The organism is Micromonospora sp. CV4 (genome assembly GCF_003667455.1).
In the GTDB taxonomy this organism is placed as follows: Bacteria; Actinomycetota; Actinomycetes; order Mycobacteriales; family Micromonosporaceae; genus Micromonospora.
The window spans coordinates 1-4,646 of record NZ_RCVI01000324.1 but is presented as its reverse complement, the minus strand read 5'-3'; the positions used below and the strand labels follow the sequence as shown (position 1 = coordinate 4,646).

At 72.1% G+C, this 4,646-nt stretch carries 6 protein-coding genes and 1 pseudogene; 5 read left to right on the top strand and 2 right to left on the bottom strand.

The window, feature by feature from the left end:
* Positions 1 to 195 (top strand): annotated as a pseudogene (locus EAD98_RS31660) (NADH-quinone oxidoreductase subunit C); the annotation flags it as partial.
* On the top strand, positions 195 to 1,157 hold the full coding sequence (locus EAD98_RS22955) for a complex I subunit 1 family protein (RefSeq protein ID WP_121656084.1): 963 nt from the start codon (positions 195 to 197) through the stop codon (positions 1,155 to 1,157). The pseudogene EAD98_RS31660 and the gene EAD98_RS22955, both read left to right, overlap by 1 nt.
* A 74-nt stretch (positions 1,158 to 1,231) precedes the next feature.
* Here the strand turns inward: EAD98_RS22955 and EAD98_RS22950 are convergent, their stop codons facing one another.
* Positions 1,232 to 2,251 (bottom strand): glutathione S-transferase family protein, encoded by a 1,020-nt coding sequence (locus tag EAD98_RS22950; RefSeq protein ID WP_233583929.1) that lies wholly within the window; start codon positions 2,249 to 2,251, stop codon positions 1,232 to 1,234.
* A gap of 174 nt (positions 2,252 to 2,425) precedes the next feature.
* On the opposite strand from EAD98_RS22950, the gene EAD98_RS22945 reads away from it, so the two are divergent.
* Positions 2,426 to 2,857, top strand: coding sequence for an ester cyclase (locus EAD98_RS22945; protein ID WP_121656085.1), 432 nt, complete (start codon positions 2,426 to 2,428; stop codon positions 2,855 to 2,857).
* Here EAD98_RS22945 and EAD98_RS22940 read toward each other — a convergent pair.
* On the bottom strand, positions 2,838 to 3,413 hold the full coding sequence (locus tag EAD98_RS22940; protein WP_121656083.1) for a Uma2 family endonuclease: 576 nt from the start codon (positions 3,411 to 3,413) through the stop codon (positions 2,838 to 2,840). The two genes, EAD98_RS22945 and EAD98_RS22940, sit on opposite strands and share 20 nt — an antisense overlap.
* Before the next feature lie 94 nt (positions 3,414 to 3,507).
* Between EAD98_RS22940 and EAD98_RS22935 the strand changes: the two genes are divergently transcribed.
* Positions 3,508 to 4,128 carry an NADH-quinone oxidoreductase subunit I gene (locus EAD98_RS22935; RefSeq protein WP_121656082.1) on the top strand — a complete coding sequence of 207 codons (621 nt, stop codon included), beginning with the start codon at positions 3,508 to 3,510 and terminating at the stop codon, positions 4,126 to 4,128.
* A gap of 40 nt (positions 4,129 to 4,168) precedes the next feature.
* A partial coding sequence (locus EAD98_RS22930) for an NADH-quinone oxidoreductase subunit J (protein ID WP_147457470.1) occupies positions 4,169 to 4,646 on the top strand: 478 nt, incomplete at its 3' end.

The window sequence follows — 4,646 nt, the reverse complement described above, 5'->3', positions numbered from 1 at the left end:
ACCCCGGCCAGACCGGCCGGTGAGCGGCCGGCGCGGCCCGCTCCGGGGGCCCGTCCGGCGCGTACTCCCCGGTCTGCCGGCGTCGCCGACGGCCCGGCAGCGTCCGACCAACCGGCGCCCGGCGCGAACCCGGGCGACCCGGTCGCGGACCCGCCGGCGCGCGGCGACCGGACCGACGACGGGGGTACGGCCTGATGCCGCTCTGGGTGGAGCTGGTGCTGCGGGTGGGCGGCGTGCTGGTCGCGTTCCTCACCCTGCCGTTGCTGGTGGGGCAGGCCGAGCACAAGGTGATGGCGCACATGCAGGGCCGACTCGGCCCGATGTACGCGGGCGGCTTCCACGGTTGGGCGCAGCTCGTGGCTGACGGGGTCAAGTTCGTGCAGAAGGAGGACATCACCCCGCGTGAGGCCGACCGGGCCGTGTTCCGGCTGGCGCCGGCGGTGGCCCTGGTGCCCTACCTGCTGGTGCTGCTGGTCATCCCGCTCGGCCCGAACGACCTGGTCGGGCAGCCGCTGGACATCGGCCTGTTCTTCGTGCTGGCCGTGGTCGGCGTCGGCGTGGTGGCGGTGCTCATGTCGGCCTGGGCGTCGGCCAACAAGTACAGCCTGCTCGGCGGGCTGCGCGGGGCGGCCCAGCTGCTCGGCTACGAGCTGCCGCTGGTGCTGGCCGCAGCCTCGGTGGCGATGGCGGCGGGCACGCTCAGCCTCTCCGGCATCGTCGCGGCGTGGCAACCGTGGTGGCTGCTCTGGCAGGCGCCCGCGATGATCATCTTCTTCGTCGCCGGCCTCGCCGAGATCCGCCGGCCCCCGTTCGACATGCCGGTGGCCGACTCCGAGCTGGTCTTCGGGTACATGACCGAGTACACGGGCCTGCGCTTCGCGTTCTTCCTGCTCGCCGAGTACGTCGGCATCGTGGTGATCGCGGCGCTGACCACGGTGCTGTTCCTCGGCGGCTGGCAGGGCCCGTTCGCCGACGACCAGTTGGGCTGGCTCTGGACGCTGCTCAAGGTCTTCGCCGTGGCCTTCGTGATCATCTGGCTCCGGGTGTCCTACCCGCGGCTGCGCGAGGACCAGCTCCAACGCCTCTGCTGGCTGGTGCTGGTGCCGGCCTCCCTCGCGCAGCTGGTCCTCACGGCTGCCGTCCGCATCGCCCTGTAGGTCAGCTCGAAAGCGTCTTACGACCACCTCCAGCGCCGGCCACCTCCGCCGCGCTGGAGGGCGTACCGGACCGCTCAGCGCAGCGGGGTGTGCGCGGGATCGACGGGCTCCGCCGGGGGCGGTGGCGGCGTCCCGTCGCCGAACGGGCGACCGCCGAGCGATTCCCGGCCGTGCGGGGTGAGCCAGTTGGACAGGTCGGGGCCGAGGGGGACGATCCCGGTCGGGTTGATGTCCCGGTGCACCTCGTAGTAGTGCTGCTTGATGTGGTCGAAGTCGATGGTGTCCCCGAACCCCGGGGTCTGGAACAGGTCCCGGGCGTACGCCCAGAGCACCGGCATCTCGGTCAACTTCTGCCGGTTGCACTTGAAGTGGCCGTGGTAGACCGGGTCGAAGCGGACCAGTGTGGTGAAGAGCCGCACGTCGGCCTCGGTGATGGTGTCGCCGACCAGGTAGCGCTGGTTGGTCAGCCGTCCGGACAACCAGTCCAGCCGGTCGAACAGCCGGTGGTACGCCTTGTCGTACGCCTCCTGGCTGCCGGCGAAGCCGCACCGGTAGACGCCGTTGTTGACGTCCCGGAACACCACGTCGTTGACCTCGTCGATCTGCGCCCGCAGGTGGTCGGGGTAGAGCTGCGGCGCGCCCTCGCGGTGGTACGGGCCCCACTGCGTGGACAGGTCGAGGCTCATCTGCGCGTAGTCGTTGGTCACCACCTGCCCGGTCGGCACGTCGACGATCGCCGGCACGGTGATGCCCCGCTCGTAGCCGGGGAAGCGCTTGAAGTACGCCTCCTGGATGCGTTCGATGCCGAGTACCGGGTCCCGGCCGCCCGGGTCGAGGTCGAAGGTCCAGCTGCGGGCGTCGTGGGTGGGGCCGGCCACCGCCATCGACATGGCGTCCTCCAGACCGAGCAGCCGCCGCACGATGATCAGGCGGTTGGCCCACGGGCAGGCCCGGCTGACCGCCAGCCGGTACCGGCCCGGCTCCACCGGGTACCCGTCCCGCCCGTCCGCCGTGATCCGGGTGGCGATGTACCGCTGGTCCCGGGTGAACTCACCGCCCGGCTCGACGTACTTCCCGCCTGTTTCCTCGCCCACGTCGCCCTCCCGGTCCGGAATCGTCTTCGGTTCCCATCCTCGCTGATCTCCGGCCCGGCGGCTCGCCGCTGCCCAACCTGACCGCCGGTCCCACGTCCCGATCCGATCCCGGCTGCGGTCCCGCGTCCCGGCCGGGACCGGGCCCGGTGCGACGGCGACGGTTAACCTGCCGGCATGACGGATGTGGAGGCGGCGGCCCGGCGTCTCATCGCCGACGTGTGGAACGCCCGCCGGGAGGAGTCCGCGTACGAGCTGATCGCCGAGGAATGCCCAGGGCTGGGCGGCACCGGGCCGGAGGCGACGCTGGCCTGGCACCGGGAGCGGCGGTCGGCCTTCCCGGATCTGCGCTACAAGATCGTGGACGTGGTGGCCGCCGGCAAGCGGGTGGCCGTGCACTGGCGGGCGGCCGGCACCCAGGCGGGGCAGTTCGGGCCGGTGCCGCCGACCGGGCAGGTGGTCAGCTACTCCGGGGCGACGTTCCTGCGCTTCGACGCGGCGGGCCGGATCGTCGAGGTGTGGAGCTGCAACGAGCTGTTCCAACTACTCCAGCAGCTCGGCGTCGAGATGCTCCCGCCCACTGGCGGCGTCACCGGCTCCGGGGCGTGATCCGGCTGATCGGCAGATTGATCGGGAAGGGCTCGCCGGTGTCGACGAACTTCGTCCACCGCCCGGTCTCGGTGTAGACCTCGTTCACCGCGTCGATCCGGTATGTGAGGACCTCCAGCGCGCCTTCCTCCGTCTCGACCCGCCAGTAGAACGGGATCCCGGCCTGGGCGTAGAGGGCCGGCTTCAGCACCCGGTCGATCGAGCGGGTGCTCGGGGAGACGATCTCGACGGCGAGCACCACCTCGTGCGGCTCGTACCGCGACGGCTCACGCGCCGCCGCGGCCGCCGTGGTGACCAGCACGTCGGGGATGAAGGAGCGGGTGCGGTTGATCCGCACCTCGACGCCCTGGGTGACGTCGTACCCGTCGGGACAGTCTGCTTCGAGCGCGACCATCAGGCGGCCGGCGATGGTCTGGTGCGTGCGGGTGGGGGAGGGGGACATCAGCAGCACTCCATCGAGCAGTTCCCGGCGGCGGCCATCCTCGGGCAGCGCATCCAGATCGTCTGTCGTCCACCCGCCCTCGGGCGGGTAGTCGCTCTGCAGCGCGGCGGTCATGGCGGGTCCTTCCAGGTGCGTCGTTCTCCCCGCGACCACGGTACCGCCGTCGACCCACGGGTGGTGGTCGCGCGCGCGGGGGCCACAGGGCAGGATGGTCGACATGAACGACCCCAGCGAGCACGGCGGCGCGGCCGGTGGCACCGAGCGCGGCCTCCCCGGCGCGGGTCTGGTGAAGGGGCTGGCGGTCACCCTCAAGACGATGACCAGCCGCTCGACCACCCAGCAGTACCCGGACGTCGCCCCCGAGCTGCCGCCCCGCTCCCGCGGCGTGATCGCGCTGTCCGAGGAGAACTGCACGGTCTGCATGCTCTGCGCCCGCGAGTGTCCGGACTGGTGCATCTACATCGACTCGCACAAGGAGGAGGTGGCGGTGCCCGGCGCCGCCCGCCCCCGTCAGCGCAACGTGCTCGACAAGTTCGACATCGACTTCTCGCTCTGCATGTACTGCGGCATCTGCATCGAGGTCTGCCCGTTCGACGCGCTCTACTGGTCGCCCGAGTTCGAGTACGCCGAGTACGACATCAAGGACCTGCTGCACGACAAGGACCACCTCGGTCAGTGGATGGCCACCGTCCCGCCGCCGCCCGCGCACGACCCGAACGGCGAGCCGGCCAAGGAGGAGACCGCCGCCGCGCGCAAGGCGGCCGCCGCACGTCCGGCCCCACCGGCGGTACGCCCCGAGCCCGGCGCCGACCCGGGTCCGGCGTCGTGACGGCGCGGCGCGCGGCGACGCGAACCGGGAGGGTGGCCCGGTGACCGGCGCTGATGTGCTGCTGCTCGCCCTCGGCGCGGTGGCGGTCGGCGCCGGTGTGCTGGTGGTGACCACGAAACACCTGGTCCGGGCCGGGCTCTACCTGGTGGTCTGTCTGGGCGCGCTGGCCGGCGACTATCTCGTGCTCGGCGCCGAGCTGGTGGCCTGGGTGCAGGTGCTGATCTACGTGGGCGCGGTGGTGGTGCTGCTGCTGTTCGCGGTGATGCTGACCCGGGCGCCGATCGGCGCCTCCGACGACCTGGACCGGCCGGGCTGGCCGGCCGCGCTGATCGGCGGCGGCGCCGGGCTGGGGCTGACCGTCCTGCTGGTCGACGCGTACCGGTGGAGCACGGTTGAGCTGCCCGGCGCTGGCGCCGGCACCGCGGAGCGGCTGGGGGAGCAGATCTTCCGGTCGTGGGTGCTGCCGTTCGAGGTGCTCTCCGTGCTGGTGCTGATGGCGGTGGTGGGCGCGGTGGTGC